The sequence below is a fragment of the Bacteroidota bacterium genome, from assembly GCA_034723125.1.
Lineage (GTDB): Bacteria > Bacteroidota > Bacteroidia > CAILMK01 > JAAYUY01 > JAYEOP01.
The window spans coordinates 1-4487 of sequence record JAYEOP010000111.1 but is presented as its reverse complement, the minus strand read 5'-3'; the positions used below and the strand labels follow the sequence as shown (position 1 = coordinate 4487).

Annotated in this window: 4 protein-coding genes; 3 read left to right on the top strand and 1 reads right to left on the bottom strand. The window is 29.0% G+C overall.

What is annotated here, in order from left to right:
• Positions 1-96 precede the first annotated feature (96 nt).
• Positions 97-1143 carry a type IX secretion system protein PorQ gene (gene porQ / locus U9R42_03345; GenBank protein MEA3495051.1) on the bottom strand — a complete coding sequence of 349 codons (1047 nt, stop codon included), beginning with the start codon at positions 1141-1143 and terminating at the stop codon, positions 97-99.
• Between the two features lie 144 nt (positions 1144-1287).
• Here porQ and U9R42_03340 point away from each other — a divergent pair, with 144 nt between their 5' ends.
• From U9R42_03340 to hemW, 3 genes are all read left to right on the top strand, one after another.
• Positions 1288-1866, top strand: coding sequence for a hypothetical protein (locus U9R42_03340; protein MEA3495050.1), 579 nt, complete (start codon positions 1288-1290; stop codon positions 1864-1866).
• A 191-nt stretch (positions 1867-2057) separates the two neighbouring features.
• Positions 2058-3350: an ATP-binding protein gene (locus U9R42_03335; GenBank protein MEA3495049.1), complete on the top strand. Its 1293-nt coding sequence runs from the start codon at positions 2058-2060 to the stop codon at positions 3348-3350.
• 34 nt (positions 3351-3384) lie between these two features.
• Positions 3385-4487 (top strand): radical SAM family heme chaperone HemW (gene hemW, locus U9R42_03330; GenBank protein ID MEA3495048.1); only part of this gene is annotated, 1103 nt, incomplete at its 3' end.

Genomic DNA, 4487 nt, shown 5'->3' with positions numbered 1-4487 from the left:
GTATTTTTAAAATCTTTTGTTCCCTTTTGGTTTAGGATTATCAAAAGATTTTAAAAATACTTATATCTTTTTCTGTTTCACCCTTTAGGGTCGGGGTCAAAATACAGGAAAATCAGAAGGATTTATCGTTAATGAAAAATGATTTGTTGTTCCTGCAACATGATGAATCACATTTGCGTAGCTCAAATAAAATTTACTTATCCTCAATCCAAAACCAAAGGAATACCCAACCATTCCCGGTCTTCCTTGTATTTGTAATTCTTTCCTTTTTTGGTGATTATAGCCAAAACGAAGATGAAAATTTTCGGAAAGAACAAACTCCCCACCAAAATTAAAGTGCCTGAATATCTTTTCCGATAAAGGTGTTTCAATATTATCTTGATTGTTATAATTATCAAAAGTATTATTGTTGTTATTATTAGGATCAATGTATGTAAAATCAGGAATATTGAGATGATGGGCTACAATAATAAATCTTAAAGGCATGTGTGCAAGCTTTTTCGAAAATCCAAGTTGAACATTTAAAGGTAAAGGCTCCTGATTGCCTGCTGTGTAAGGCTTGAATTGAAAGCCCAAATTACTTACCAATAAAGAAGCTGTCATTATTTTTTCCTCATCATAGTAGGAAATGGCATAATCTGTTGCTAAGCCAGATGAATGATATGTTTCAAAAGTTGAATAAATTGCTTTTAATCCTGCACCAATAAATAGTTTATCCATAACTTTTTTTGATGCGGAAAGATGAAAAGCATACTCACCTGCAGAGAATGTTCCTAATTTATTTCCAAATTCATCTGCTTTAATAAACTCACCGTAATTTATATACTCAATACTTGCCATTGCACAAAAATCATTTTTGAATTTTCTAGCATAAGCTACATTTCCATAAGCTACATCCGTTAGATAATCAGAAAAACTGAAGTTAAAACGATTGTGCATTTCAGGATTCAAAAGTGAAGGATTTCTTATGGCTAATGTAAGGTCTTTGTCCATTACAGGAATCATCCTGCCACCTAAGGCAGAAGACCTTGAAGAGTATGAAAGCTCAAGGAAATCATATACATAACGACCGCCAAGCTGTGCGAAACTTTGTGCAAACACAGTAAATCCTAAAATTAATAATATAAATATTTTTTTTCTCATATCAGACTGCAAAGGTATTGACCTATCTTTTATAAAAGTCAAACTAATTTAAAAATTTTATAATATTATTTTTAAACGCAAAAAATATTTGAATAGTATTTTTATATTCCATACATTTGTAAACTAAACATACGAATTATTAGGATGTACAGTTCACGAAAAGCAAAAGATAATATTATACTATCGATATTTAATGATAGTAGAACAGTGTTTCGTCTAAATGATATTGCCTTGCTTGTTGACGAATCTAACTTTAATTCTCTTAATAAAAAATTGAATTATGCTGTACGAACTGATAAATTACAAAATCCACGTAAAGGCATTTATACCAAACCCAATTATGAACAAGAAGAATTGGCATGTTCAATTTTCACACCTTCATATATCTCGCTGGAATATGTGTTGCAAAAGGCAGGCGTAATTTTTCAGTATGATTCGCGAATTACTATTGTTAGTTATTTAAGTAGAAATATAAATGTTCAAAATCGCTTATATGTTTTTCGTAAAATTAAAAACAATGTTCTTGTAAATACAATGGGAATTCTCAGGCAAAATAATCATGTTAATATTGCTTCTGCTGAAAGAGCGTTTTTAGATTTGCTCTATCTCGAAAAAGAATATTATTTCGATAATTTGAATCCTTTAAAAAAAGAAGTTGTTTATAAGCTTTTGCCACTATACCAATCAGAAACTTTAAATTCAAGAGTAACAAAAATAATATAATATGGTTGATATAAATGTGTAATAGACAGATTTCTATAAATGTTTCTACTGAAAGAAAAAACACTATTTAGTAAAAAATACAAAAAGTCGTGCGAATAAATGTGAATAAGTACAAAAAGACGTACGAAAAAATGTAAATTAGCACAAAAAGACGTACGAGAAAATGTATATTTGCATCAAAATATATTTTTATGTATAGAGATAAAATGAAAGATTTATGTGATTGGAAAAACTCTTCTAATCGTAAACCCCTTATTATCAAAGGAGCACGTCAAGTTGGAAAAACTTGGTTGATAAAAGAGTTTGGGGCAACAAAATATGAAAATTTATATTATTTTAATTTTGAAAAAAGTAAACACTTGCGAGCTATTTTTGAATCAGGTTTTGAAGTTGATAAAATTTTAATTGCTTTACAAGCAGAAATCGCAAAAGAAATTAATGAAAAAGATTCGTTGATAGTTTTTGATGAAATTCAAGCGATACCTGAGGCAATTACCTCTTTGAAATATTTTTGTGAAGATGCTCCTCAGTACCATATTATTGCTGCAGGTTCTCTACTTGGTTTAAGCTTAAATAATAATATTTCCTTTCCTGTTGGTAAAGTAAATTTTATGAATTTATACCCATTATCATTTATTGAATTTCTTTATGCAAACTCTCAAGATGCTTTGGCAAATATTCTTTCTTCAAAAGATTGGGATTTGATGAAAGTATATAAGTCAAAATATATCAGATTGCTAAAGCATTATTATTATGTAGGAGGAATGCCCGAAGTTGTTAAAACTTATAATAATACTTATGATTTTTCAAATGTAAGAAAAGTCCAAAAAGATATTCTTTTTGCTTATGAACAAGACTATTCAAAGCATGCTCCAACTGAAATAATATCAAAAATCAGGATGTTATGGAATACAGTCCCTTCTCAATTAGCTAAGGAAAATAGGAAGTTTATTTATGGGCAAATTAAAAAAGGTGCAAGGGCGAAAGATTACGAAACAGCTATTACATGGCTAAACGATTGTGGACAGATTTTTAAAGTTCACCGAATTAAAAAACCAAATTTACCTCTAAAATCTTATGAAGACCTATCAGCTTTTAAATTATTCATTGTTGATATTGGATTATTATCAGCAATGGTAGATTTAGATTCTAAGACAATAATAGATTCCAACAAAATATTTAAAGAATTTAAAGGAGCATTAACAGAGCAGTTTGTAATTCAGCAAATAAAAAGCAGTTCGGAAGTTCCTGTTTTCTATTGGTCATCAGAAAGAGCACGCTCTGAGGTTGACTTTATTATCCAAAAAGAATCAGAAATTATTCCTATTGAAGTAAAGTCAGAAGAAAATTTACAATCTAAAAGTTTAAAAGTATATTATCAAAAATTCAATCCTACTACGTCTTTTCGTCTATCAATGTCAGATTATAGAGAACAAGACTGGTTGATAAATATTCCTCTTTATGCTGTAGGTACTATTTTTTAATTTATTTCCTTTATATTTTAATGAAAATTAATAAATGAGCGGACTTTACATACATATCCCTTTTTGCAAAAAAGCTTGTAATTATTGTAATTTTCACTTTACTGTCTCTCAAAAAAGTAAAACTGAATTTATAAAAGCGATTGTTAAGGAAATTCATGATAAAAGAAACTATCTTGGAAATGATGAACTTGAAACAATTTATTTTGGCGGAGGCACTCCTTCTACTTTGGAAATAAAAGAGTTAGAATTAATATTTGAATCCATCAATGAGAATTTTAAAATTGCTGAAAATGCTGAAATAACTATTGAAACAAATCCTGATGACCTTGATTTAGAAAAATTAACTGAATACAAAAAACTCGGAATAAATCGTCTTAGCATTGGTGTTCAGTCTTTTAACAACAAAGACCTTGAGTTTACAGCAAGAGTGCATTCTTCAACAGATGCTATAGAGTCAATAAAAAATGCTCAAAAAGTTGGATTTAAGAATATTACAATTGATTTGATTTATGGGATTCCTGATTCTGATAAAGATAGATGGGAGAATAATCTTAACAAAATAATTGCTCTTGATATACCCCATTTTTCTGCTTATGCACTTACGGTTGAACCTAAAACTATACTTGAGTATCAAATCAGGAAAGGAGTACAAAAAGATGTTGATGAAGAGCTTGTTCGTGAGCAATATTTTCAACTTGTAGAATTTGCGAAAAGCAACAACTTTATTCATTATGAAATTTCAAACTTTGGCAAAAATGATTTTTTTTCAATCCATAATTCAAACTACTGGAAAAGCAAAAAATATCTTGGTGTAGGACCTTCAGCACATTCTTATGATTTAAAATCAAGGCAGTGGAATACAAATAATAATACAGAATACATAAAAAAAATAAATTCTAAAGAGAAATATTTTGAGACTGAAATACTTGATAGTGCTGACAAATTTAATGAATATCTTATGCTTTCTCTGAGAACAATTTGGGGCGTTGATTTAGATAAATTATTTTCCATAAGTAATAATTTTAATCGTGAAAAATTTGATAACAAAATTGAATATTTTCAAAATATGGATTTTATTTTCCGTGAAGGGAATAAAATAAAACTTACGGATGAGGGAACTTTATTTTCGGATGGAAT